The 23,946-nt window shown below is 66.2% G+C and carries 22 protein-coding genes; 11 read left to right on the forward strand and 11 right to left on the reverse strand.

The window, feature by feature from the left end; translation table 11 throughout:
• Positions 1–54: 54 nt before the first annotated feature.
• From RAD16_RS10955 to RAD16_RS10970, 4 genes are all read left to right on the forward strand, one after another.
• On the forward strand, positions 55–948 hold the full coding sequence (locus RAD16_RS10955; protein WP_458157879.1) for a branched-chain amino acid ABC transporter permease: 894 nt from the start codon (positions 55–57) through the stop codon (positions 946–948).
• Positions 949–951: 3 nt separating this feature from the next.
• Positions 952–2,025: a branched-chain amino acid ABC transporter permease gene (locus RAD16_RS10960; protein ID WP_458157880.1), complete on the forward strand. Its 1,074-nt coding sequence runs from the start codon at positions 952–954 to the stop codon at positions 2,023–2,025.
• Between the two features lie 44 nt (positions 2,026–2,069).
• Positions 2,070–3,353, forward strand: a complete 1,284-nt coding sequence (locus RAD16_RS10965) for an ABC transporter substrate-binding protein (RefSeq protein WP_458157881.1) — start codon at positions 2,070–2,072, stop codon at positions 3,351–3,353.
• 145 nt (positions 3,354–3,498) lie between these two features.
• Positions 3,499–4,338: an ABC transporter ATP-binding protein gene (locus tag RAD16_RS10970; RefSeq protein WP_458157882.1), complete on the forward strand. Its 840-nt coding sequence runs from the start codon at positions 3,499–3,501 to the stop codon at positions 4,336–4,338.
• A 60-nt stretch (positions 4,339–4,398) separates the two neighbouring features.
• Here the strand turns inward: RAD16_RS10970 and RAD16_RS10975 are convergent, their stop codons facing one another.
• Positions 4,399–5,550, reverse strand: a complete 1,152-nt coding sequence (locus tag RAD16_RS10975; RefSeq protein ID WP_458157883.1) for an AGE family epimerase/isomerase — start codon at positions 5,548–5,550, stop codon at positions 4,399–4,401.
• Between the two features lie 86 nt (positions 5,551–5,636).
• Between RAD16_RS10975 and RAD16_RS10980 the strand changes: the two genes are divergently transcribed.
• Entirely contained in the window at positions 5,637–6,860 is a 1,224-nt protein-coding gene (locus tag RAD16_RS10980) for a phenylacetate--CoA ligase family protein (RefSeq protein WP_458157884.1), read from the forward strand.
• 24 nt (positions 6,861–6,884) lie between these two features.
• Here RAD16_RS10980 and RAD16_RS10985 read toward each other — a convergent pair whose 3' ends face one another.
• Positions 6,885–7,916, reverse strand: a complete 1,032-nt coding sequence (locus RAD16_RS10985; RefSeq protein WP_458157885.1) for an acyltransferase family protein — start codon at positions 7,914–7,916, stop codon at positions 6,885–6,887.
• A 420-nt stretch (positions 7,917–8,336) separates the two neighbouring features.
• Here RAD16_RS10985 and RAD16_RS10990 point away from each other — a divergent pair, with 420 nt between their 5' ends.
• The 5 genes from RAD16_RS10990 to RAD16_RS11010 all read left to right on the forward strand — a co-directional run bounded on the left by RAD16_RS10990 (position 8,337) and on the right by RAD16_RS11010 (position 13,153).
• Positions 8,337–9,518, forward strand: a complete 1,182-nt coding sequence (locus RAD16_RS10990; protein ID WP_458157886.1) for a CgeB family protein — start codon at positions 8,337–8,339, stop codon at positions 9,516–9,518.
• Between the two features lie 101 nt (positions 9,519–9,619).
• Positions 9,620–10,066: a hypothetical protein gene (locus RAD16_RS10995; protein ID WP_458157887.1), complete on the forward strand. Its 447-nt coding sequence runs from the start codon at positions 9,620–9,622 to the stop codon at positions 10,064–10,066.
• Positions 10,063–11,184, forward strand: a complete 1,122-nt coding sequence (locus RAD16_RS11000; RefSeq protein WP_458157888.1) for a DegT/DnrJ/EryC1/StrS family aminotransferase — start codon at positions 10,063–10,065, stop codon at positions 11,182–11,184. Before RAD16_RS10995 ends, RAD16_RS11000 begins: the two co-directional genes overlap by 4 nt.
• The gene (locus tag RAD16_RS11005) at positions 11,181–11,948 is read left to right on the forward strand and encodes a class I SAM-dependent DNA methyltransferase (RefSeq protein WP_458157889.1); all 768 of its coding nucleotides are present in this window, start codon (positions 11,181–11,183) and stop codon (positions 11,946–11,948) included. Before RAD16_RS11000 ends, RAD16_RS11005 begins: the two co-directional genes overlap by 4 nt.
• On the forward strand, positions 11,945–13,153 hold the full coding sequence (locus RAD16_RS11010) for a glycosyltransferase family 4 protein (protein WP_458157890.1): 1,209 nt from the start codon (positions 11,945–11,947) through the stop codon (positions 13,151–13,153). The genes RAD16_RS11005 and RAD16_RS11010 overlap by 4 nt, the downstream gene beginning before the upstream one ends.
• Positions 13,154–13,162: 9 nt before the next feature.
• Here RAD16_RS11010 and RAD16_RS11015 read toward each other — a convergent pair whose 3' ends face one another.
• Both RAD16_RS11015 and RAD16_RS11020 read right to left on the reverse strand, forming a co-directional pair.
• Entirely contained in the window at positions 13,163–14,734 is a 1,572-nt protein-coding gene (locus tag RAD16_RS11015; RefSeq protein ID WP_458157891.1) for a lipopolysaccharide biosynthesis protein, read from the reverse strand.
• Between the two features lie 22 nt (positions 14,735–14,756).
• Positions 14,757–15,422 (reverse strand): hypothetical protein, encoded by a 666-nt coding sequence (locus RAD16_RS11020; protein WP_458157892.1) that lies wholly within the window; start codon positions 15,420–15,422, stop codon positions 14,757–14,759.
• A gap of 363 nt (positions 15,423–15,785) precedes the next feature.
• Between RAD16_RS11020 and RAD16_RS11025 the strand changes: the two genes are divergently transcribed.
• Entirely contained in the window at positions 15,786–19,385 is a 3,600-nt protein-coding gene (locus tag RAD16_RS11025) for an autotransporter domain-containing protein (RefSeq protein ID WP_458157893.1), read from the forward strand.
• 12 nt (positions 19,386–19,397) lie between these two features.
• Here RAD16_RS11025 and gspM read toward each other — a convergent pair whose 3' ends face one another.
• From gspM to gspG, 7 genes are read right to left on the reverse strand one after another with little or no spacing between them, the layout of a single operon-like run.
• Positions 19,398–19,991: a type II secretion system protein GspM gene (gspM, locus tag RAD16_RS11030; protein ID WP_458157894.1), complete on the reverse strand. Its 594-nt coding sequence runs from the start codon at positions 19,989–19,991 to the stop codon at positions 19,398–19,400.
• On the reverse strand, positions 19,988–21,025 hold the full coding sequence (locus RAD16_RS11035; RefSeq protein ID WP_458157895.1) for a PilN domain-containing protein: 1,038 nt from the start codon (positions 21,023–21,025) through the stop codon (positions 19,988–19,990). Before RAD16_RS11035 ends, gspM begins: the two co-directional genes overlap by 4 nt.
• A 1-nt stretch (position 21,026) precedes the next feature.
• Positions 21,027–21,941 carry a general secretion pathway protein GspK gene (locus RAD16_RS11040; protein WP_458157896.1) on the reverse strand — a complete coding sequence of 305 codons (915 nt, stop codon included), beginning with the start codon at positions 21,939–21,941 and terminating at the stop codon, positions 21,027–21,029.
• Positions 21,938–22,657, reverse strand: coding sequence for a hypothetical protein (locus tag RAD16_RS11045; protein WP_458157897.1), 720 nt, complete (start codon positions 22,655–22,657; stop codon positions 21,938–21,940). Before RAD16_RS11045 ends, RAD16_RS11040 begins: the two co-directional genes overlap by 4 nt.
• Entirely contained in the window at positions 22,654–23,049 is a 396-nt protein-coding gene (locus tag RAD16_RS11050) for a type IV pilus modification PilV family protein (protein WP_458157898.1), read from the reverse strand. Before RAD16_RS11050 ends, RAD16_RS11045 begins: the two co-directional genes overlap by 4 nt.
• On the reverse strand, positions 23,027–23,521 hold the full coding sequence (locus RAD16_RS11055; RefSeq protein WP_458157899.1) for a pilus assembly FimT family protein: 495 nt from the start codon (positions 23,519–23,521) through the stop codon (positions 23,027–23,029). Before RAD16_RS11055 ends, RAD16_RS11050 begins: the two co-directional genes overlap by 23 nt.
• On the reverse strand, positions 23,484–23,939 hold the full coding sequence (gene gspG / locus RAD16_RS11060; protein ID WP_458157900.1) for a type II secretion system major pseudopilin GspG: 456 nt from the start codon (positions 23,937–23,939) through the stop codon (positions 23,484–23,486). The genes RAD16_RS11055 and gspG overlap by 38 nt, the downstream gene beginning before the upstream one ends.
• Between the last annotated feature and the right edge of the window lie 7 nt (positions 23,940–23,946).

Here is a 23,946-nt window from a genome sequence, read left to right on the forward strand (position 1 = left end):
GCGCGTCGGCCTCTCCCCGCAAGCGGGGAGAGGCGAAGATAACACGGAACCGACATGAACACCGCCTTCCTCATCCAGCTCCTGGTCAACGGCCTCGTGGTCGGCACGCTCTATGGCGTGGTCGCGATGTCGTTCGTGCTGATCTACAAGGCGACGCAGGTCGTCAATTTCGCGCAAGGTGAATTGCTGCTGGTCGGCGCCTGGGTGTGTTGGGCGCTGCTCGCCAAATACCAGGTGCCGTTCTGGATCGGCATGCCGCTGACGCTGGTGTTCATGTTCGTGTTCGGCATCGCGGTCCAGGTCCTGATCCTGCGGCCGATGATCGGCGAGCCCATTATCTCTGTCATCATGGTGACCATCGGCCTCTCCACCGTGCTGCAGGCGACGCTGAAATGGATGTTCGGCGTCAACCCGCAGCCGTTCCCGCGCGTGTTCGAGAGCCAGTCGGTCGGCCTGTTCGGCCTCCAGATCCAGACGGTCTATGTCATGAGCCTCGTGGTCTCGGTCGCGATGATGATCGGCATGGCCTGGTTCTTCCGCGCCTCGAAATACGGCCTTGCGATGCGCGCCACCGCGTTCAACCAGCAGGTGGCGCAGTCGCTCGGCATCTCCGTGAAGAGCGTGTTCGCGATGGCCTGGGCGATCTCGGCGACGGTCTCCGCGGTCGCAGGCGTCGTCGTCGCCGTCGTCAACGGCGTGTCCTCGGGCCTTGCCGCCTACGGCATCAAGGTGTTTCCGGCGGCAATCCTTGGCGGGCTCGATTCCGTCGGCGGCGCGGTGCTCGGCGGCATCATCATCGGGCTGCTCGAGAACGTCGCGCAATATGTCGACAGCGAGTATCTGCACTGGGGCAATCTCTACGAGATCGCGCCGTTCTACGTCCTCATCATCGTGCTGATGATCAAGCCTTACGGCCTGTTCGGCACCCACGACATCGAGCGGATCTGATCCATGGCCGGCCCTGCCCTCATCCCCGCTGGTGATTTCCGCACCTCCTATGCGGCTGACACCACGATCTTCCCGACCTCCACCAGCCGCAACTTCGCGATAGCAGGCGTGGCGCTGCTGTGCCTCGCGCCACAATTCTTCAGCGGCTACTGGCTCAGCATCCTGATCCAGATCGGCATCTTCTCGATCGCCGCGCTCGGCCTGAACATCCTGGTCGGCTTCACCGGCCAGATCTCGATCGGCCACGCCGCCTTCTTCCTGCTCGGGGCCTTTACCTCGGCCTACATCTCGAACAATGCGCCGATCCCGGTGTTCTTCGCGATTCCGCTCGCGGGCGTGGTCACCGCGCTGGTCGGGCTGATCTTCGGCATTCCCGCGGCACGACTGAAGGGGCTTTATCTCGTCATCGCGACGCTGGCGGCGCAGTACATCCTGCTCGACTTCTTCTCCCGCGCCGAGTGGTTCACCGGCGGGTCGGTGCCGGCGAGCGCCAATCCGTTCTCGATCTTCGGCTACACGCTGCGCGGCGATAAGCAGTATTTCTACGTCGTGCTGGCCTATGTGCTGGCGAGCTACATCCTCGTCACCAATCTGATGCGCACGCGCGACGGCCGCGCGCTGGTGGCGATCCGCGACCATTATCTCTCCGCGGAGATCATGGGCATCAACCTCACCAAATACCGGACGCTGTCGTTCGGCCTTGCCGCCTTCTTCGCCGGTATCGCCGGCGCGCTCTATGCACACTATCAGCTCGTGGTGTCGCAGGAAGGTTTCGGCATCGAGCGCTCGATCCTGTTCCTTGCCATGATCATCATCGGCGGCACCGGCTCGATCATGGGCACGCTGATGGGCACCGCCTTCGTGGTGCTGCTGCCCGAGGGGATGGAGTTCATCAGCCACTATTTGAAGGGCGGCGCGATCGACAAGGCGCTGTCGCTCAACACCAACATCACCTTCCTGCGGGAGATCGCGATCGGGGTGATCATCATCGCTTTCCTGATGTTCGAGCCCGATGGCCTCGCGCATCGCTGGCGGCAGATCAAGGCGTACTGGAAACTCTACCCGTTCTCGCACTGAGCGCGGGCAACTTCACTTAAACAATAAACAGGAGGAACCGACCCATGAAGAAAAAATCCCTTTTAGGCACCGCATCGCTCGCCCTCGTGATCGCCGCATTCTCGGCGAGCGCGCAGGCGCAGATCGCGATCGGCCACCTCGCCGATTATTCCGGCGGCACCTCCGACGTCGGCACGCCCTACGGCCAGGCCGTCGCCGACACGTTCGCATGGGTCAACAAGAACGGCGGCGTCGGCGGCAAGCAGATCAATGTCGATACCAACGATTACGGCTACCAGGTACCGCGCGCGATCGCGCTGTACAAGAAATGGTCGGCACCGGACAGCAAGGTCGCGGCGATCATGGGCTGGGGCACCGCAGATACCGAAGCGCTGACCGGCTTCCTCGCCCAGGACAAGATCCCCGATCTCTCCGGCTCCTACGCCGCGGCGCTGACCGACCCCGAAGGCGTCAGCGGCAAGGCCAAGCCCGCGCCCTATAATTTCTTCTACGGCCCGAGCTATTCGGACTCGCTGCGCGCGATGCTGATCTGGGCGGCCGAGGACTGGAAGACCAAGGGCAAGCCCGGCAAGCCGAAATTCGTGCACATGGGCGCCAACCATCCCTATCCGAACGCGCCGAAGGCCGCCGGCGAAGCCATGGCGCAGGAGCTCGGCTTCGAGGTGCTGCCGCCGCTGGTGTTCGCGCTCGCGCCCGGCGACTACAGCGCACAGTGCCTGAGCCTGAAATCCTCCGGCGCCAACTACGCCTATCTCGGCAACACCGCGGCCTCCAACATCTCGGTGATGAAGGCCTGCAAGACCGCCGGCGCCGAGGTGCAGTTCCTCGGCAATGTCTGGGGCATGGATGAGAACGCCGCCAAGACCGCGGGCGACGCCGCCAATGGCGTGATCTTCCCGCTGCGCACCGCGGTGAGCTGGGGCGGCGATGCGCCCGGCATGAAGACGGTGATGGAGATCTCCAAGATCTCCGACCCCACCGGCAAGGTCTATCGCCCCGTGCATTACATCGCCGCAGTCTGCTCGGCGCTGTACATGAAGGAGGCGCTCGACTGGGCTATCAAGAACGGCGGCGCCACCGGCGAGAACGTCGCCAAGGGCTTCTACCAGAAGAAGGACTGGGTGCCCGCCGGCATGGAAGGCGTTTGCAATCCCTCGACCTGGACCGACAAGGACCATCGCGGCACGCTGAAGGTCGATCTCTACCGCACCAAGATCTCCGGCGCGACCGACGGCGAGCTCAACGACCTCATGGCCAAGGGCACGATTAAGCTCGAGAAGGTCAAGACCGTCGAGCTGCCGCGCAAGCCGGAACTGCTGGGCTGGTGAGCCCGGCTCTCACCATACGCACAACTGTCATCCCCCGCGAAGGCGGGGGATCCAGTACGCCGCGGCTTCTCGGTGAAGCTTCGGCGCCTCTGGAATACTGGGTCGCCCGGTCAAGCCGGGCGACGACAGCGGAGAATGATGACGCATGACCGACACTCTGGAAGCATCCCGCGCCAAGCCAACGGCCGTGGCCCCCGCCCCCCTCCTCGCCGTGCGCAACATCGAGGTCGTCTATGACGACGTCATCCTGGTGCTGCGCGGCCTCAGCCTCGACGTGCCCAAGGGCGCGATCGTGGCGCTGCTGGGTGCCAACGGCGCCGGCAAGTCGACGACGCTGAAGGCGATCTCGGGGCTGCTCAAGACCGAGGACGGAGAAGTCACGCGTGGCGAGATCCTGTTCGAGGGCGAGCGGGTCAACGGCATTGATCCCGACAAGATCGTCCGGCGCGGCATCTTCCAGGTGATGGAGGGCCGCCGCATCGTCGCCGACATGACATCGCTGGAAAACCTCAAGCTCGGCGCCTTCACCCGCAGGGACCGCGAGGTCGATGCCGATCTCGACATGGTTTTCAATTACTTCCCGCGCCTGAAGGAGCGTACGGGCCTCGCCGGCTATCTCTCCGGCGGCGAGCAGCAGATGCTCGCAATCGGCCGCGCCTTGATGGCGCGTCCGAAGATGATCCTGATGGACGAGCCGTCGATGGGCCTGTCACCGCTGCTGGTGAAAGAGGTGTTTTCCATCATCCAGAAGATCAACCGCGACCTCGGCGTCACCATCCTGCTGGTCGAGCAGAACGCACGCGCCGCGCTGTCGGTGGCGAGCCACGGCTACATCATGGAGCAGGGCAAGGTCGTGCTCGACGGCACCGCCGACGATTTGCGCGACAACGAGGACGTCAAGGAATTCTACCTCGGCGGCGCCGGCGACCAGCGCAAGAGTTTTAAAAACCTCAAGAGTTTTAAGCGGCGCAAACGGTGGCTATAGCGTTTTCGAGCGAAGTGGGAACCGGTTCGCGTGAAGAAAACGCGTCAAAACAAAAGCGCCTCAACTCAGCACCTGGTCCGCTTCCGTGACTGCGCAGAGAACATGATAGAACGACGACGCAGGAATGGTGTCGACCAGCGATTTGCCGTCGCGATCGAACTGGTCGTACCAGCCGCCCTTCACGGGATGGCTGAGGTAATGCCGTTCGAGCCGCACCAGCGCCGCGCGCGCTTCGTCCGCCGCGCCCGCCTCGCCGGATTCGGCCTGCGCGATCCACGCCTTCGCCATCTCAGTCTGCGGCCACAGCCGGCGCGTCGCGCGGCGGATGTTACCGGCGGCATCGCCCTCGTCCGTGAGGCAGCCGGTCGCCTCGTCGCGATAGCGCAGCGCAGTCTCAAGCAGCTCGGCGCGGCGCTGCCCCGTGGGGCATCCCGTGATGCGTTCAAATCCCTTCAGCAGCCAGACCCATTCCGCCTGATGGCCGGCCTCGACGCTGACCGGCTCGATCTTGGACCAGTCTTCCTCGAAGTACTCGGTCAGGATGTGCTTCTGCTTGTCGTAGAGGTTGGCGAGGAACAACGCGAAGAACTCGCCGGCGCGGTTCTGGAACGACAGATCATGGGTCGCGTCGAAACACGCGATCATCGCCTCGAACAGATGCATGTGCGGGTTCTGCCGGCGCGGCAGCGAGACGGGCAAGCTCTCGTGGACGCCGCCATGCGGCGAGCGCAGATGGCCGTCGAGGAAGGCGAGCAGCGCGTCGATCTCGGCGCGAATCTGCGCGTCCTGGTCGAGCGCGTAGACGGTCGCGAGCGCAAACAGGATGAAGGCGTGGTCATAGGCGTCGCGCCGCGCGTCCAGCACCGCCCCCTCCGGCGTCAGCCGGTGCACATAGCCGGGCTTGCCGTCAGGCGCCTTCGCCTTGCTGAGCAGATGCTCCAGCCCCTTCAGCGCGATGGCGCGGCCCTGCGGATACCAGCCCATCTGCGCCGCCTTGGCGTAGCACCAGATCTGGCGGGCCTGCACGAACACGCGCCGCGGCGCGGCCACGTCCGCCGTGCCGTCGCGATGCAATCGGTCGATGAAGCCGCCCGCGCCACGGTCCCAGCCGAGGCTGGACCACAACGGCAGCGCATCCTCGATCATGCGGCGCTTCAGGCGCGCGACGACGTCGACGGCCTCGCCCGCCGCAATGATTTCCTCGTCCGCCATCGCGTCCTCTTCAAGCCTCGCCCATTGCCGTCTGATACCCATGCCGGCGGCGGCGTGCAACGGATGCCAACCCGGAAAGATCAGCCATGACCGCCCATTACGATGCCCTTGAGACGCGCGAGGCCGCCGCGCGCGAGGCCGATCTGTTCTCCCGCCTGCCGGACGTGCTGCGCAGCGCCATGGCTGCGCCGGCCTATGCGGAGCGGCTCAGGGGTCTCGATCCCGCCTCCGTGACCTCCAGGGCGGCGCTGGCGGGCCTGCCGGTGCTGCGCAAGTCCGAGCTGCCGGCCCTGCACAAGGCCTCCGCCCCCTTCGGCGGCTTCGTGGCGGCAGCGCCGGGGTCGTTCGCCCGCCTGTTCACCTCCCCGGGGCCGATCTTCGAGCCTGAGGGGCGGCAGGCCGATCCCTGGCGCGGCGCGCGGGCGCTGTTCGCGGCCGGGTTCCGCGAGGGCGACATCGTGCTCAACACCTTCAGCTACCACCTCACCCCCGGCGGCTTCATCTTCGACGCCTCGGCGCGCGCACTTGGCTGCGCCGTGATCCCGGCCGGCCCGGGCAATGCCGAGCAGCAATTCGAGCTGATCGAGGCCTATCGTCCGGTCGGCTACAGCGGCACGCCGGACTTTTTGAAGATCCTGCTCGATGCCGCCGCGACCGCAGGCCGCGATGTCTCCTCGATCAAGCGCGCGCTGGTCTCGGGCGCGGCTTTCCCGCCGTCGCTGCAGGCCGAGATCAAGGCGCGCGGCATCGACGCCTACCAGGCCTTCGGCACCGCCGATCTCGGCCTGATCGCGTTCGAGACCGAGGCGCGCGACGGCATGGTCGTGAACGAGGATCTGATCATGGAGATCGTCAGGCCCGGGACCGGCGATCCCGTGACGCCGGGCGACGTCGGCGAGATCGTCGTCACCTCGCTCGATCCGCACCATCCCTGGATCCGCCTGGCGCTCGGGGACCTCACCGCAACACTGCCGGGCCCGGGCAAATGCGGCCGCACCAACATGCGCATCAAGGGCTGGATGGGCCGCGCCGACCAGACCACCAAGGTCAAGGGCATGTTCGTCCGCCCCGAGCAGATCGCCGAGATCAGCAAGCGCCATTCCGCGCTCGGCCGTCTGCGTCTCGTCGTCACCCGCCAGGGCGAGACCGACACGATGACGCTGAGGGCGGAAACGTCGGCCGCGAGCGATGCGCTGCGTGATGAGATCGCGAGCAGCCTGCGGGCCGTGACGAAGCTCGGCGGCGCCGTCGAGCTGGTCAGCCCCGGCGCGCTGCCGAACGACGGCAAGGTGATCGCGGACGAACGGTAAGCTCTGCTCGACTTCGCGAACCGTTCAGCTTCGCCGATCTTGCTTGCGTTGAATGACGTCGGATGTTGCAGGTGCCGGCACCTGCGTCCGAGTGGGCAAGCGGAAGATTCGTGACGAATTTGCCGCCAGCCACCGGTAGAGCCGGCAATCAAGCAGCCCGAAGGCGTAACCTGCGATCAGACCGATCGCAAAATACAGCGGGAGCCAGGCAAGCCCCTGCACATGCAATACGCGCACAGCGATAATGATCGCCGGAAAGTGCAGCAAATAAATCCCGTATGACGCATCGCCCAACGTCGCAACGAGACGCGATTTCAAATCGAGATCGGCAACGGCGAGCAACAGAATCGTCGCCGCCACGCCCAGAAAAAGCAGCTTGTGCGAACTGTACTCGGGAAATGCAAAGCTCACGCAAAATGCAACTAGTGCCGCTGCAAGCCCTGCCAGCCGGGGCACCTTTCTGAGGGCGTCGAAATGAATCCCGCAGATGACGCCCATCGGAAAAACCTGCACCGCCGGCGACCACAAAATGCCGGGAAAGCCTGGAAAGGTGTACCTGCCGACATCAGGCGCGGCCGCAATGAGATTGACGACTACAATCCAGATGGCGGCAAGAATGGTCAGGGTGCGATCGCTGAGGCGCGCCCGATAAGCGGCGGACGCCAGAGCGTAGAAGATAATTTCGAATGCCAGGGTCCAGTAGGGAATCGTCAGCGTGCTGTTACTGACGGTCGAGGGATACAGCAACAGCGATGATGCGCTCGCACTGACCGGCGAATGAATCGCGGCGAGCCCAATCGCGGCAACGATCATGGCCAGCCAATAACTCGGATAGATCCGCAACAATCGATGCCGCGCGAAGTCCGTCCAGCTCTTCGTTCGCTGCAGCGAGATCACGAACCCGGAAATCGCAAAAAACAGCACGACTCCGAACGAAGTCATGCGGATGGGCGTGTAGTGGTTTGCGACATAGGCCGCGTGTTCGCCGACGACCAGAATTGCCGCCACGGCCCTCAGCGCATGTATCCCACCGAAAAATCGCGGCGATGCAGTCATCTCGGGAGTCTACCTTGGAACCGACGATGCTCCGGGATGGAAGCGGACCCGAAAGCCAGTGCGCGCCGATCGATTACCCAGGCCGTGGTCATATCTGAATGCGCCGCTCCCTGCCAAGACGGCTCTCGATGTTTGAAGCAATCGAGAAGCGCATCGAACTCGGTATGCCCGGAGAGAGTCGCGCCGCGGACATGCTCTCCAGCAAGAGAGCCTCGAGTGCCTTGATAGACTTTCGAAATGGAATACGGCGCCTCCAGCTCGAACTGAAAGACCGCTACAATCATTGTTGCCAGGCCGGAACAGGCGGGATATCAGCTCGATTTCACGACCTTGGTGAGTACTCATGTCGACCGCAAGAGGATCAATTTCGGCCTTGGACATGTCCGACCACCACCGAACGCGCGCCTCAAGCACCCACTGATGCGCGTTCTCATCCTCAACGCGGATTATCAGCGATTTCTCGCCTGGCTGTACCGACGCCATCCGGGCCTCGAGAATTCGGACTACGACGCGCAGATGGCCGCGCGCAGCGCCAGTCTGTTCGGCGTGGCCGATTTCTATTCGCGCAATTTCGAAGCCCTCGGGCACGCCGCCGCCAATATCCACGTCAACAACGGCTGGATGCAGACGGCATGGGCGCGCGAACACGGCATGAGCGTGACCCCATCACCGCCGCCGGGCGCCGCCGTGAGCGATGCTATCCCGGGATGGCTGCAACGCGCCGTCGCGCCATTCAAGCCGGTGTTGAGACCCCTCGCCCGCAAGATCGGCCTGAGCCCGCGCCTCGATGCGCAGTCGGAACAGATCCTGCTGGCGCAGATCGAGGACTTCAAGCCGGACCTGATTCTCAACCAGGATCTGTTCCACGTCGACACACGCCTGGTGCGGCGGATCAAGCAGATCTGCCGTCCCACCATGGTCGGCCAGGTCGGAATCGTGCCCTCGCGCGGCGAAGACTGGTCAGTCTACGATCTGCTGGTCTCACAAATCGCCGCGGTGGTGGATTTCTTTCGTCAGCAAGGCGCTCGCTCGGAGGTCGTCCATCTCGGGTTCGAGCCCGCGATCCTCGACGTTCTTCCGCCCGCACCAGCGCGCAACATCGACGTCTCGTTCGTGGGCGCCGTATCGGCCGATCACCAGCAACGCGTGGCGCAGCTGGAAGCTGTCGCGCGGCGCTACGATCTGAAGCTGTTCGGCAGCGGCCTGCACACACTGCCCGCCTCGTCGCCGCTTCACCGCTGCTACCAGGGCGAGGTGTGGGGCGTGGAAATGTATCAGGCGCTGCGAGCCTCGCGCGTGACGCTCAACTCGCATATCGACATGGCCGGCCCCGAAGCCGGCAATGCGCGCCTGTTCGAGGCAACTGGTGTCGGCGCCTTCCTGCTCACGGACTTCAAGGACAATCTTCACACGCTGTTCGAGCCCGGCCGCGAGGTCGCTGCCTGGCGTTCGGCCGACGACTGCATCGCGCTGATCGATCGCTATCTCAACGATGAGCCGGCGCGCATGGCGATCGCTGCAGCCGGGCAGGCACGTACGCATTCGACCCACACGTTCCGCCAACGTGTCAGCACGATCTTGCAGCTCGCCGGCCGCGCGTAGGAGCGGCCGGCCCGCCCTTGACGGTGTGGGGCAAAATGGCCAAAGTGCCCTTGTGTGACGTTATGTCACTATAATTACAGCGCTTTTTGTCGAGGCCCGTGATGGAACACGTCGAACATGTTCGATTCGGCGACCAGCTCTATGCGATCATCGTGCGCGCCTCGTTCCGCGAGCCGGGTATCCACTTTTTTTCGTCGCCCGAACTGTCACAGCAGCTCGCCTATATGAGCCATCCGAAGGGCAAGAGCATCGAGCCGCATCGCCACAACAAAGTGACGCGGGAAGTGCACTACACCCAGGAAGTGCTGCTGATTCAGAAGGGCAAGCTCCAGGTCGACTTCTACACCGTCGAAGAAAAATATCTGGAGAGCCGCGTCCTCGGTGCCGGCGACATCATCCTGCTGTGCAGCGGCGCCCACGGCTTCCACGTGCTCGAACCGCTCGAGATGTTCGAGATCAAGCAGGGCCCGTATTCCGGCGAGAACGACAAGACCCGCTTTGCCGAAGCGCCCGCATCCGAAATCCGGATCAAGGGTCCAGGCCTGTGAGCGCGCCGTTCATTCCCGTCAACACGCCGCTGCTTGACGGCAACGAGGCCGACTATCTCGCCGAATGCATCCGCACCGGATGGATTTCCTCGGAAGGTCCGTTCATCAAGCGCTTCGAGCAGGCGATGGCCGCGGCCGCGGGGCGGCGCCACGGCGTCGCCGTGACCAACGGCTCGGTTGCGCTCGACATCGCCGTCCACGCGCTGGGGCTCGCGGAAGGCTCCGAGGTCATCATCCCGACCTTCACCATCATCAGCTGCGCTGCCGCAATCGTGCGCGCCGGCCTCGTCCCCGTCGGGGTCGACTGCGATGCCGCGACCTGGAACATGACGGCCGAAGGCGTGGAGGCTGCGATCACGCCGCGTACGCGCGCGATCATGCTGGTGCACATCTACGGCCTGCCGGTCGATCTCGAACCGATCATGGCGCTTGCGCGCAAGCACGATCTGAAGGTGATCGAGGATGCCGCCGAGATGCACGGTCAGACCTATCGCGGCGCGCCCTGCGGCAGCTTCGGCGACGTCTCGACCTTCAGCTTCTACCCCAACAAGCATGTCACCACCGGCGAAGGCGGCATGATCCTCACCGACGACGACGCTCTCGCCGATCGCCTGCAGGGCTATCGCAATCTCTGCTTCCAGCCGCAGCAGCGCTTCGTTCACGAGGAGTTCGGCTGGAACGCGCGCATGACCAACCTCCAGGCGGCGCTCGGCGTCGCCCAGGTCGAGCGCCTGTCGCGCACGGTCGAGCTCAAGCGCCGGATCGGCCGGCTCTATGACGAGCATCTGGCGGGCGTCGACCGCATCCGCTGCCCGGTCGCCCGGACCGGCTATGCGGACAACATCTACTGGGTCTACGGCATCGTGCTGAACGACGACGTCCCGTTCGACGCCAAGGAGGCGATGCGCCGCCTCGGCGAGAAGGGCATCGGCACGCGGCCGTTCTTCTGGTGCATGCACGAGCAGCCGGTGCTGCGCCGGATGGGCCTGATGCTCGACGAATCCCATCCGAACGCAGAATACATCGCGCGCCGCGGTTTTTACCTGCCGAGCGGCCTTGCTCTGACCGATGGCGAGATCGCTCGCGCGGCGCAGGCGCTGGAGGAGATTTTGGCGTGACGGTGTTTGCCGACTACGCGCCCTGGTACGATCTCCTCTACCAGGACAAGGATTACGCGGCGGAGACGGCATTCGTCGAAGCGCGCCTGCGTGACCACGGCGCCTCCTCGGGCAGGCTGCTCGATCTCGGCTGCGGCACCGGCCTGCACGCACTCGTCTTCGCCCGCCATGGCTGGACCGTTGCCGGCATCGATCTCAGCCATGAGATGATCGCGAGTGCCGAGGCCCGCGCCGAACAGGCCGGGCTGTCGATTCCGTTCCGGCAGGGCGATGCCCGCGAGGCCGGTCCCGAGCGCGATTTCGATGCGGTGGTGTCGCTGTTCCACGTCGCGAGCTACCAGACCAGCCGCGATGCGCTGGCGGCGATGTTCCGCACCGCGCACGCCGCGCTGAAACCGGGCGGCGTGTTCTTCTTCGACTATTGGTATGGCGGCGCCGTGCTGGCGCAGGGCGTCGAGACACGAGTCAAGGTGATCGAGCAGACGCCGCTCCGCCTTACCCGCATCGCGCAATCCGACCACGACGAGCAGGCCGCGACCGTCACCGTGAACTACACGCTGTTCTGCGAGGACACGAACCGCGCCACCATCCGGCGTGTCGATGAAGCGCACCACATGCGCTACTGGTTTCCGTTCGAGATCGACGCAGCGCTCGAGGCGGCCGGCTTTGGGCCCGCCACGCATGCCGCATGGCTGACGCAGGACGCTCCAAACACGAAAAGCTGGGCAGCCTACACGGTCGCCAGAAAGAGTGGCGCGCCGTGAGACCGCTGCGGCTCGCCGTGATGCTGGAGCAGGCGCTGGAGGTCGGCGGCGGCTTCCAGCAGCCGCTCAACGATTTGCTCTGGCTGCGCGACTGGGCCGCCAAGTCCGGCAACGAGATCGTGGTGTACTCGCCCTATCCGAAGACGCTGGAGATCCTGAAGGAGTTCGGCGTCACCGCCCGCCTGCTCAAGTTCGGCGTGCTCGACTATCTCTTCCTGTTCCTGAAATATTGCGGACCGTTCGATCTGGTCCAGATCGCGCTGAAGTGGAAATCGCCGTTCGAGCGCGCGCTGATCCGCGACGGCATCGACGTCGTGCATTTCACCTCGACCTCGAAGCGGCACCTGCTGCTCTACGAGCTGCCCTTCATCATCACGATCTTCGACGGCTGCCATCGCGATGCACCGGAATTTCCGGAGGTCCGCACCTTCGGCGAATTCGAGCGCCGCGAGATCCTGTTCGGCCTTGCGAGCACCAAGGCGGCGGTTGTGATCGTGAATGCGCCCGAGCTGATCGAGGATCTCTCCCGCCGCTACGCCATGGAGCGGGATCGCGCGGTCTGCATCCCGTTCTCGCCCTCCGCCTATGTCAGCCAGTCCGCGCCCGCCTCGGTCGACGATGCGGCGGTCTTGGCAAAGTACCGGCTCGAGCCCGGCTATCTGTTCTATCCGGCGCAGTTCTGGCCGCACAAGAACCACATGACGCTGCTCGCAGCGCTGGCAGGCCTGCGCGAGCGGGGGATCACCGAACGGCTGGTGCTGTGCGGCTCGGATCGCGGCGGCCGCGACAAGATCGATGCGGCGATCCGCACCTATGGCCTGTCGGACCAGATCTCCATCGTCGGCTTCGTCGAATCCGCCGAGCTCGGTGCGCTCTATCGCGGCGCCGCCGCGCTGGTGATGCCGAGCTATTTCGGCCCGACCAACCTGCCCCCGCTGGAAGCCTGGGCGGTCGGCACGCCCGTGATCTATCCCGAAGCCTTCAAGGCCCAGGCCGGCGACGCCGCGCTCCTGTTCGACTATGACGACCCGCGCTCACTCGCAGACGCCATAGTCACCCTCCGCACCGACGGCACGCGCGAGCGACTGAGCATGGCTGGCCATCAGCGGCTCGCGCAGTTTGCCGAGGAGACCAAGGTCGGCCACCAGCAATTCGCCCGCCACCTCGAACGGCTGAAGCACCGGCTGGCGCTGACGGCACGCTGAGATCGTCGGCTACGCCGGGACCAACGCCCGCAGGCGCTCGCGTAGCGCTGCGTTCAACAGCGGGCTTGCGAGCCCACCGACCACCACCACCCAGATCGCGCATTCCAGCAGGAAATGCACGAGCCCGCTCCCCGGTACGAGCATGGTGATGGCCGATCCGATCAGCCAGACGGGTGCCACGATCCCCACGGCGATGAGCATCAGGAACGCGATGTGCCTGAGCGGGTGGCGCAGGGTTTGCCATATGATGACCAGCGCGAGCAGCCCGAACTGAACGACGATGTCGCTCGCCACCACCGCAATCGCCGCGCCGAGCGGTCCGAGCCTCGGGATCAGGACGAAGGACAGCAGCAGGAAGACGACGAACTGGAGCCCCTTGGTCCGGATCAGAAGCGTGCCGCGATCGCTGTGATTGGCAAAGACCAGCGCCATCAGCGACGGCGCGCCTGCGGCCGAGCCGAGCAGCAGCGTCACCGCAAGCGGCCCGTCATAGGGGATGCTGCCATGGGTCCACAATGCGAAGAAATCGGGCCAGAACGGCAAAAAGCCCGCGACGACCAGGCAAGCCAGCCCGGTGACGAACGCCGATCCATAGGCATAAAATCGGCGGAGCCGCTCAGTGTCGCCGATGGCGTGATCGTGCCCGAGCTCGGCACCGAGCGGCAACGCGATCTGGAGACAGAGCCCGCGCACCAGGCTCGCGATCACGCGCGTCAGCCCCCATTGCACGACCGCGACGCGATCGGCGATGAGCGCGGAGACGAGCAGGACCGGAACGTTGACGAGTGCGAGCTCGGTGATGTTGGCGATCGCGAAGGGCAGCGCGCGGCCGAGCTGGCCGATGCTCCAGCGCCAGGATGGCGCCACGAACGGCGGCCTCGCGGCACGGCGCAGGAACGGAAAACGGCGCGGTGCATCGAAGCCGACGATGAAGATCGTGAAGAGGAGCTGCGTCGATACGAAGGCGATCGCCACCGCGAGCAGGCTTCCGAACATGGCGAGCGCGGCGAGCTGCACGATCTGGCCGAGCAGCAGTGCGGCGTTTTGCAGCCACACGGCCCGGCTGTACTGGCCGCGGACGCGATAGAGGCCGGAGCCGAGGTTGGCGGGGAGGCTCAGCAGCGTTCCCAGCGTCATCACCAGCATCGCCGCGTCGAATGTGGGCATCCCACGAAAACCGAACACGGCCGACGGCGGCGCGAGATAGCCGGCCGCACAGAGCAGGACGCCGAGCCCGGCGACGATGGCAAGATAGATCCGCAGCATGCCGTGGTAGACGCTCGCCGTGCGGCCGTCACAATCGACACAGGACTTGAAGGCGAGAAACCGGTTGACGGCGCGAAGCTGCAATCCGGCATCCGCCACGATGACGAGGCTTCCGGCGGCGTAGATCGCAAGCCACGCCGCAAGCACATCGCCGCTCCAGACGTGCAGGAACGCGGGAATCAGCAGCAATTGCTGGGTCAGTCCCAGCACCATCTGGACCAGGTTCGCCGACCAGCCGCGAACGAGCCGGCCGGCTCGGCCGGCGCCGCCCGGCACCTCGGCCTTGCCGGGCGCGTCAGTCTGCGTGTCGGTCAAACCGCATCCTTCCCGGCAGCGCTCAGAGCCCGTCCGGCAGGCCGTTCTTGGGCGTGGACCGCGGCACGAAGGGCGCAAACGACGGGCCCCCCGGGGTCGGCGTTATCGGCTGGCCGCCGCCATTCAGAATCGCCAACCCGGGCGCGCTTGGGGGAGCGGACGCGGCCTCCGCCGGCCGCTGGAGTCCCAGCACCTCGCTGCGATCGCCCTGCTTGAATGTCACCTCGCGCGGCTGGACCTGATCCAGCGACCAGCCGTCCAGCGATTCGCCTTGCCGCAGACGAACAATCTTCTGGTTGGAGCGGTTGACGAGGATCGCGATTGCGTCACCCTCGCCCACCACGGCCCCGACCAGCGTCAGCGGCGGCGGCCCCTCGATCGGCTTCGGCGGCGGCGGCGCCGGGGCCTCTTCGACCGGAGCGGCTGCAACCGCGCGCGGCGGCGGCCGCCGCGTCGCCGAGAAGATCGGGCGCTCCTGGGTCCCGGTCAGCGCCGACAGCGGCACCGACCACAGCGGATTGCCGCGAGGCGTGGGCTTGTTCGCGGCCGGCGCGGGCCGGACAATCGGCCTGACCGCACCGACATCGACGCTCTCGGCAGGACTGCCGGCGGCATCGTCAGACAGGATGTCCATGCGCGACGAGGTGGCCGCCAGGCTTCCGGTGATGCCGAGGACCGTGCAAACCACAGCCAATCCAGCCGATCTCAGCCACCCGGACATCGAAGCTCCCCTGCGACCGGCGGCCGCGCCAGCGCGCGGCAAGCCCGAGGCAGCAAACTAGTTCTGATGGGTCTCACGATCAACCCGCCGCCGACCCTTTGGCCTGCCCGCCGGAGCTGCGGCCGTCTGGCATGTTGCGGCGCATGAAATTGTTGCCCAACGGCCACGATGGCTGAAATTGCAAAGGAAACGGGCGGGAACTCTATGCAAATCAATGGCCGTTCATTGCGGCTGGCCGCGACGCCGTGAGATCATGGAATCGGGGCAGCGTCTCGCCACGCGCCCCAGTTGCACACACGATGATTTCTTTGCTGATTTGAGAAGACCGGAATGGCTGGATCGAGAATGGCTGTTGGACGGATCGGATATGGGCTGCGATCCGTCGTGCGCCACTCCCTGGCGACCCTGCTGGCGACCACGGCGCTCGGCGTCGTCGCCGCGCACGCTGTCGACGGCACCTGGACCGGCGCCTCGAGCAGCGATTGGACGGACGGCGCAAACTGGAATCCGACGGTGCCGGACGTCACGGCCACCTTCACCAACACGGGCACGACCACCGTCGATAGCAACGGTCTCGTCAATATCGGCGCCGTGGTGTTCACGGCGGCACCCAGCGCGCAGGCCTACACCGTCAACATCAACGACATCTTCGTCGTGAACGGCACCGGCGTCTCGAACAACTCGGCCAACCCGCAGGTGTTCAACGTCAGCGCCACCATGGTCTTCTCGAATTTGAGCAGCGCCAGCGGCGGCACCAATGTCGTGACGTACAATGTCAACGGCGGCGCGATGAGTTTCAACGGCACCTCGACCGCTGGCACATCCAACATCACCAACAACGGCGACGTCGAGTTCAACGGCAGCAGCAATGCCGGAACCGCGACGATCACGAACAACATCGTGATGAACTTCAACGACACGAGTTCTGCCGCCAGCGCCAACATCACGAACGCTGCCGCCGGCTTCCTCACGTTCACCAGCACGGCCACAGCCGGCACTGCGACGATCGACAACAGCGGCACGCTGAACTTCACCAATTCCGCCACCGCCGGCAGCGCCACCATCACCACCCAGAACGGCGGCACCACCAGCTTCACCGGAACGTCGACCGGCGGCAACGCCCGCTTGATCACCAACGCCGGCGGCACGGTCGACATCTCCGGCCTGACCAGCGGCAGCATGACGGCGGGTTCGATCGAAGGCGCAGGCAACTACGTGCTCGGCGCCAACACGCTCATCACCGGCAGCAACAACGCCTCGACCACGGTCGACGGCGTGATCTCCGGCACCGGTGGCGGCCTGACCAAGGTCGGCACCGGCACGATGACGCTGACCAACATCAACACCTATACCGGCGCGATGACGGTCTCGGGCGGAACGCTGGCGCTGACGGGCTTCGGCGACATCTCGAGTTCCAGCGTCGTGACGGTCGATGCGACGTTGGACGCCTCAGCATCTGCCTTCTCGTTCAACGTCCTCACGACGCTCGCCGGCAGTTCCTCCGGTGTCGTCAACATGGGCAGCAACGGGCTCGTGATCGCCAACGGCTCGACGGAATTCGCGGGCGTAATCCAAGGCACCGGTGGGCTCGAGGTCGTCGCGGGAACGCAGACGCTGTCCGGTGTGAACACCTACACCAACGCGACCCAGATCGACGGCCTCGCCACGCTGGCGCTCAAGGGCGGCGGCTCGATCGCGAATTCGCTCTACGTCGCCTTCGCGGGCGCAGGCGCAACGCTCGATATTTCGCAGACCACGTCCGGCGCATCGGTTTCACAGCTGTTCTCGTACGGCAACTTCGGCGTCGTCGCGCTCGGATCGAAGACGCTGACGCTCACGGCTGGCAGCGGCACGGCCTTCGGCGGCGCGATCCAGGACGGCGGCATCGCCGGTGGCACCGGCGGCAACCTTGTGATCGCAAATGGGGCCGTGGCGCAGTTCTACGGCACCAACACCTATACCGGCACCACGACGATCGTGAGCGGCGGCGAACTCGACCTCATCAATTTCGGCGGCAGCGACGGCAGCATCGCGGGCTCGAGCAATGTCGTCGCCAACGGCATCTTCGACATCCAGAATCTGAGCACCGGCACCTCGATCGCGTCGCTGGCAGGCTCGGGCAACGTCAATCTCGGCGCCAATACGCTGACGATCACCAACGGCATCGGCAATTTCTCGGGCGTGATCGACGACGCCGGTGCGGGCGGCGGCCTGACCGTGGCCGGCGGCACGCAGACGCTGTCCGGCGCCAACACCTATAGCGGCGCCACGACCGTGAACGGCGGCACGCTGGTCGTGGACGGCTCGATCCTGAGCGCGACCACCGTCAACGCCGGCGGCACGCTCGCCGGCAGCGGCACCGTTGCAGGTGTCGCGGTCAACGGCGGCACGCTCGCGCCGGGCAGCGCGGCGAACCCGTTCGGCACGCTGACGATCAACGGATCGCTGACCTTCACCGCCGCCTCGACCTATCTGGTGCAGGTCTCCCCGACCAGCAACAGCCTCACCAGCGTCACAGGCGCGGCCAATCTCGGCAACGCGACGGTGAACGCGAACTTCACCTCCGGCACGGTCAAGAAGCAGTACACGATCCTGACCGCGGCCAGCGGCCTCACCGGCACCACGTTCAATCCGAACGTCGTCTCCAACATGTCGACGCTGAACGCGACGCTGAGCTACGACACCAACAATGTTTTCCTCAACGTCAACGTCAACTTCACGCCCAGCGGCGGCCTCAACATCAACCAGCAGAACGTCGCCAATACGCTGACGAATTTCTTCAACACGACCGGCGGCATCCCTGCGGCCTTCGCATCACTGGGGCCGGCCGGACTGACCGCCGCCTCGGGCGAGCTCGGCACCGGCATCATCCAGTCCGCGATCAACGCTGACGGCCAGTTCCTCAATTTGATGCTCGACCCGACCATCATCGGCCGCTCCGGCGGCTTCGCCAAGGCGGGCAGCGTCGCGCAATTCGCCGAGAGCGATGACGCGTCCGCCTATGCCACCATGCGCCCGGCCAATGCGCGCGAGCGCGAGGCCTATGCGATGGCAACCAAGGCGCCGCTGCTGTCCTCGCAGCCGGCCAATCGCTGGAGCGTCTGGGCGGCCGGCTATGGCGGCTCGGCCGACGTCGGCGGCAACACCGCGGTCGGCTCGCAGGACCTGACCGCGCGGGTCTGGGGCGGCGCGGCCGGCGCCGACTACCGGCTTTCGGTGGACACGCTGGTCGGCTTCGCGCTCGGCGGCGGCGGTCTGAATTACTCGCTCGCCAATGCGATGGGCTCGGGTTCGGCCGACCTGTTCCAGGCCGGCGTCTATGGCCGGCACAATTTCGGCCCGGCCTACATCTCGGCCGCGCTCGCCTATGGCTGGCACGACGTCACCACCAACCGCACCGTGGCGCCCGGCGGCTTCGACCAGCTCCAGGGCCGCTTCAAGGCCGACACCTTCTCGGCCCGCTTCGAGGGCGGCTATCGGTTCGCGACGCCCTGGATCGGTATCACGCCTTACGCGGCGGCGCAGGTGAGCAACTTCAACCTGCCGAACTACTCCGAAACCAGCCTCAATGGCGGCGGCCTGTTCGCGCTGAACTACGCGTCGCAATCCCTCACCGACACCCGCTCCGAACTCGGCCTGCGCACCGACAAATCCTACGCGATGCAGAACGGCGTGCTGACCTTGCGCGGCCGCGCCGCCTGGGCCCACGACTACAATCCGAGCCGCGCCGTCACCGCGCTGTTCCAGACCCTGCCCGGCACCAGCTTCGTGGTGAACGGCGCCAGGGTCGACGCCGACTCCGCGCTGGTCAGCGCCAGCGCCGAGATGAAATGGCTGAGCGGCTTCTCGATCGCCGGCACTTTCGACGGCGAGTTCTCCGGCAACGTCACCAGCTATTCCGGCAAGGGCGTGTTCAAGTACAGCTGGTGAGACGCGGCTGCCCTACTTCCCCGCCTGCCACTGGCCGGAGACGCCCAGGATCACCCTGACGCGGCCGGTGGGGGCGTCGCTCAGCGCGGTGGTCTGCGGCACCTGGACGTCGAGCTGGTCGACGAACAAAAACGGCATGCCGGCTTCGAGATCGTAAAGCAGCTTTTGCAGCGCGGGCTGCTCCAGCTCGCAGCTCACGACGAGGCCGACGAAGCCGTCCTTCGCTTGCGCGCCGGCAACGTCGACCTGCGAGGACTGCACCGAGCCGCCGACATTGCCGACCGCGGCCGCGACCCGCTGCAGCAGATTGGCGCCCGCGACCGTCACGGTCGGCCCCTCCAGGAACGGCGTACCAGGATGCTCGGCCGAAACCGCCGCGGCATTCTTGGCGCTGCCCTTGCGGCCACGAAGCTGGTCGAGCAGATCAGAGGTCTGCGCCAGCGCCTGGCGGTGCGCGATGACATCCGCGATCGACAGGCCCGCCATCAGCAACAGCCCGCCGGCAATGACGAGATAGAGCGTGACCGCGATCAGCGGCGAGCCGGTCAGCGCCCGCGTCACCGCGTTTCCGCCGCCAAGCTTGGTGCGGCTCATGGTGTCGCTCATGGCGCGTTCCTCGGCTCGACCTGCGCCTCGATGTGGAAGCGCTCGCCGGGATCGGTGGAGCTCCGCGTCGTCGGGGCATAGAAGGTCGCGCGGGTGAAATGCTGGGACTGCTCGATCAGCGGGATCAGCGAGGGCGCATCGCGGGTGATGCCGCCGATCTGGATCTTGTTGCCGGCAAGATGCAGCTCGGTGACATAGGTGTGGTCAGGCAATATCCGGCTCAGCGATTCCAGCACGATCACGCTCGCCGGCGTCTCGTATTTGCGCCGCTCCAGCAGCGCGAGCGGCGATCGCTCGCCGCCGTCGCTGCCCCGGAGCGCGGCACGGCGCTGGGTGATCTGCCGCTCGAGCTCGCTCTCCTGCGCACTGAGGCTGTCGGCGAGATATCCCGCCGCGACCGACCCGACCACGGCCGCGACCGCGGCGAGGGCCAGCACGGCTTGCAGGATCCGGCCGAGCCGTGCCGGGTCGATCGCGCCGCGGGAGCGCTGCTCGAACACCTTGATGCGCCCGCCCCCGCCCGCCTCGGTCACGATCGCGATCGCCGACGGATGGAACAAAGACACCGCATCGACATAGCTCATCGCCAGCCGGCGCGGCGCCGCTGCGATCTCGGTGCTGATGCTCTCGCTGCCATGCGCCACCGGCGCGCTGCAGCCGAACACGGCCTCGGCCGCGCTCCACGGTGTCAGCCGGTCGATCTGCGCCCGCACGATGCCCTCGATGAACTCGGCCGCGCGGGCCGGCAGCTCCAGCGGACGGAACAGGAAGCGAGCCGGCCGCAGCACGATCTCGACGCGGCTGCCGCGGAAGATCTGCGCCAGATTGCCGCCCTCGAACTTGCCGTCCTCGAACGCGATCTGCTTTCCGCCGTTGTCCTGCTTCGCAGCCTCGAGCGTGAACGCGCCGGCCTCGGTTTCGACCAGCCGCACCACGCGCGGCGCCACCATCCGCTCCAGGGCGGCGACGATCGTGCCGGCCACGGTGCCGGTCCAGGCATCGAGAATGCCGCGAAGGGAATTGAGCGAGCTCATCTCACAGAGGCTTTCCAGCGGAGCCGTCGAAGGCGTTATGCCACGACAATACACGATAGGGCTCATCGCCGCTTTCGAGAAGCAGGATGACGATTTCGGCCGAGCTGCGGCGATGCGAGGGTGCCTCGACGGCGACCGTCACCCGGTAGGCCCGCGAGCCTTCGGCCGTCGCGTTGGCGTTGCCGGCGACGGTGACCAGCGATCGCGGATCGATATTGGGGTCGGCGCGGTCGCGCAGCACCTGCTGCAGCTTCTCCGGCGTCATGCCGGGCAACGCCGCCACCACCTGGGGCGCGGCGTCCACCACGTTGACGGTCCGCATATTGCTGAACACGGTGACGAAGGGCAGCACACGCTCCACGACCGCGGACGGGATGCCGCGCACCAGCCAAAGCTCGTCACTGTGCGGAAACGGCGCATGCCGCGGCAGATAGGGTGCGCCGAGCGTGCGATAGTAGGTATCTTCCGGATTGTCCTGGCCCGGCTCCGTCGACGAGCGCCAGCCGAGGATGCGATCGGCGTAGAGCGGCGCATCCGCCGCGGAGACGCCGAGCGCCGTCATCAGGCCGATGAGCACCGGCTTCGGCGCCATGTTGAGATCGATCCGTGCGGCTTCCGAGCGGAAGGTGACACCCACGCGGCCGGCCCCGACCCGCGCATTGAAGGTGCCGCTGGTCGGGCGCGTCGCCTCGTTCTGCGCCGTCAGCCGGTACGCTGCGAGCTCGAGCCCGGCGTTCACCAGCGCATCCTCCTGCAACCGGTCGGCGTTGACGGCCACGGTGACCGCGGTGTTGGTGACATAGGTCAGGTAGATCAGCGCGAGCGCGGCGAGCGCCGCCAGCATCCACAGCACGGCGACGACGATGAAGCCGCGGCCGTCGCGAAGGCTCGCATGGTCGGGCCTCGCACCGCTCACAGCTGCGGCTCCTCTTTGCCGGCCTGTTGCGGCCGGGTGCGCGCCGTGACGCACGTCGCCGGATTCTTGGCGCGCGCGCATTCGGCCGGCGCCGTGATGTGCGGGATCGCCGCGGCCGACACGGCCAGCACCTGGCCGGTGGCGCCGTCGCGCACGGTGATGCGGATGCGGTCCGGCAGCTGCGTCTGGCCGCGCCAGGTCGGCTGCCACTGTCCGTCCGGTCCGGCATAGGCGAAGCTGAGGCGAAACGGCGCGCGGATCAGCACGACCTGGTCGACGAAGCGGATCTGTCCGTCGGTCGGCATCGGCTGGAACGGCGCGCGCTCGCGCACCAGCGCGAGTCCCTGCGCATCGGCCTTCTCGATCAGGCGGATGAATTCGAGACCCGGGCGCGCGCTCGGGCCGAGCGCCGTGCGCAGGAACGTCACCGACAATTCGGCGCCGTCGAACAGCGGCACCTTGGCATCGCCATTGACGGTCATCTGCTCGGCGACCGACAGGTCGGCGACGATGCGATCGAGGCCGGTCGCGAGCCGCTCGGCCCGCTGCACGCGGGCAATGCCGCGATTCCAGTTCGGCAGCCATTGCGCCGTCACCGTCGCCAGCGCCGCCAGGATCACGGTCATCAGCAGCGTCGCAAGCAACACCTCCAGCAGGGTGAAGCCCGCCTCGTCGGCAAGCGCATGGCGCAGGCGCGTCATAGTGCGGCCCGTCACTGCGAAGCCCTCGGCACCAGCTTCACCGTCGTGATCTGGATCGCAGCTCCGTCGGCGCGCTGAAGGCGCAGATTGACCGCCAACGGCACGAAGCGATCGGTGGCGGGATCGCCGCCCGGCACGTTCATCGGCGCGACGTCGACCCGCCAGCGGCTGCCGGCGAGCTGGCCGCTCTGCCGCCCGGGCTTGAGCAGCCCGCGCGCCGGCAGATCAGCAAGCAGGGTCTCGGCCGTGCCTGATAGCGCCAGGCGCTGCTCGATCGTGCGCGTCCCCTTGGTCGTCGTGGCGATGACCGAGCCGATCGTCCCGAGCACGACCGCGATGATCGCGAGCGCGACCAGCGCCTCGATCAGGGTAAAGCCGGCGGCGTCAGAGCAGCTTCTGCGGGACAATCTCGACGCCTCCGGTCAGCCAGTTGACGCGCACCTCATAGCCCATGCCGGGCCGCGCCAGCGCGATCGTCCCGCCGCACGACATGCCCGACGGAAAGAAGTCGATCGACCGCCCGCTCGCGCGATCGGCACAGCGCGAGGCCAGCGTCGCCTGCACGACCACGTCGCCAGGCAGGCGGATGGTGCGTCCGGTGACGCCGGAGCGGATCGCGCGCGCCTCCGCGTCCACCTGGGTCGTCACCCGCACTTGCCGGCGCAGCGCCGCGTTGCGGTCGGCCTTCAGCAGCGCCGCCATCTCGACCGCATAGCTTTCCAGCCTGGCGCGCGTCGTCGAGCGCGGGATCGCCGGCAGGATGATCGCCGCGAGCAGGCCGATGATCGCGAGCACGCACAGGATCTCGATCAGCGCGAAGCCGCGCGCCTCACGGAGACCTTCAGCGCGTTCCGCTGACAATGTCGGCCGCCGTTCCACTGCCGCCTTCCTGACCGTCCGATCCGAGCGAGATGATCTCGTAGGGCGCGCTCGCGCCCGGCGAGCGATAGACATAGATGTGGCCCCAGGGATCGTTCGGCACCGCGCCGCCGCGCAGATACGGTCCGTTCCAGCCGGTCTGGTTGGTGTTGCGGGTCAGTGCGGCGAGGCCCTCGTTGGAAGTCGGATAGCGTCCGAGATCGAGATAATAGAGATCGAGCGCGCTGGAGAAGCTCTCGATCTGGATCTTCGCCGCCTTCGCCTTGGACTCGCTGAGATAGTTCAGCACCCGTGGGCCGACCAGCGCCATGATCATCCCGATGATGGTGATGACGACCAGCATCTCGACCAGGGTGAAGCCGGCCTCCCCCCGCCGCGCGCGCCGCCGGCCGCACCTTAACGATTGACGTTTGGTCACTTCGAAC

It is taken from the genome of Bradyrhizobium sp. 18BD (assembly GCF_054185225.1).

Excerpts from the sequence above, each read along its gene's own strand:
- RAD16_RS11035 (WP_458157895.1), bottom strand. The coding sequence starts at position 21,025 with ATGAGCTCGCTCAATTCCCTTCGCGGCATTCTCGATGCCTGGACCGGC.
- RAD16_RS10995 (WP_458157887.1), top strand. The coding sequence starts at position 9,620 with ATGGAACACGTCGAACATGTTCGATTCGGCGACCAGCTCTATGCGATC.
- RAD16_RS10985 (WP_458157885.1), bottom strand. The coding sequence starts at position 7,916 with ATGACTGCATCGCCGCGATTTTTCGGTGGGATACATGCGCTGAGGGCC.
- RAD16_RS10970 (WP_458157882.1), top strand. The coding sequence starts at position 3,499 with ATGACCGACACTCTGGAAGCATCCCGCGCCAAGCCAACGGCCGTGGCC.
- RAD16_RS10955 (WP_458157879.1), top strand. The coding sequence starts at position 55 with ATGAACACCGCCTTCCTCATCCAGCTCCTGGTCAACGGCCTCGTGGTC.
- RAD16_RS10975 (WP_458157883.1), bottom strand. The coding sequence starts at position 5,550 with ATGGCGGACGAGGAAATCATTGCGGCGGGCGAGGCCGTCGACGTCGTC.
- RAD16_RS10980 (WP_458157884.1), top strand. The coding sequence starts at position 5,637 with ATGACCGCCCATTACGATGCCCTTGAGACGCGCGAGGCCGCCGCGCGC.
- RAD16_RS10960 (WP_458157880.1), top strand. The coding sequence starts at position 952 with ATGGCCGGCCCTGCCCTCATCCCCGCTGGTGATTTCCGCACCTCCTAT.
- RAD16_RS10965 (WP_458157881.1), top strand. The coding sequence starts at position 2,070 with ATGAAGAAAAAATCCCTTTTAGGCACCGCATCGCTCGCCCTCGTGATC.
- gspM (WP_458157894.1), bottom strand. The coding sequence starts at position 19,991 with ATGAGCGACACCATGAGCCGCACCAAGCTTGGCGGCGGAAACGCGGTG.
- RAD16_RS11025 (WP_458157893.1), top strand. The coding sequence starts at position 15,786 with ATGGCTGGATCGAGAATGGCTGTTGGACGGATCGGATATGGGCTGCGA.
- RAD16_RS10990 (WP_458157886.1), top strand. The coding sequence starts at position 8,337 with ATGCGCGTTCTCATCCTCAACGCGGATTATCAGCGATTTCTCGCCTGG.